Annotated in this window: 1 protein-coding gene; it reads right to left on the reverse strand. The window is 37.8% G+C overall.

Translation table 11 applies throughout. The annotated features are described in order from the left end of the window. The coding region (locus tag SB749_RS20125) for a hypothetical protein (protein WP_410711868.1) at nucleotides 1-195 on the reverse strand (195 nt) is incomplete at its 3' end. Between the last annotated feature and the right edge of the window lie 59 nt (nucleotides 196-254).

A 254-nucleotide genomic window follows, 5' to 3' on the forward strand; every position in this document is an offset into this window, starting at 1 on the left:
ATCATTACTTTGCAGCGCAATAGCCCCATTAATCTGCCATTGCTGATCAACTTCGCCGGTTAAGGTTAACCTGTTTGTGCCGCTGCTAAGGTTAAATTTATTTACAGTGGCTTTAAGTTCATCATTTAAGTTAAATTGAGCAGCAAAATTAAGCGGTACATCATTTAGTAACCCGCTTAATTGGGTGTCATCCATACTTAATTTCCAGCTATTTAAACTGGTAACAAATGCCCCTTTAAACTGCCCTGAAATAT

The sequence above is a fragment of the Brevibacterium sp. SIMBA_078 genome (genome assembly GCF_046534565.1).
Classification (GTDB): Bacteria; Actinomycetota; Actinomycetes; order Actinomycetales; family Brevibacteriaceae; genus Brevibacterium.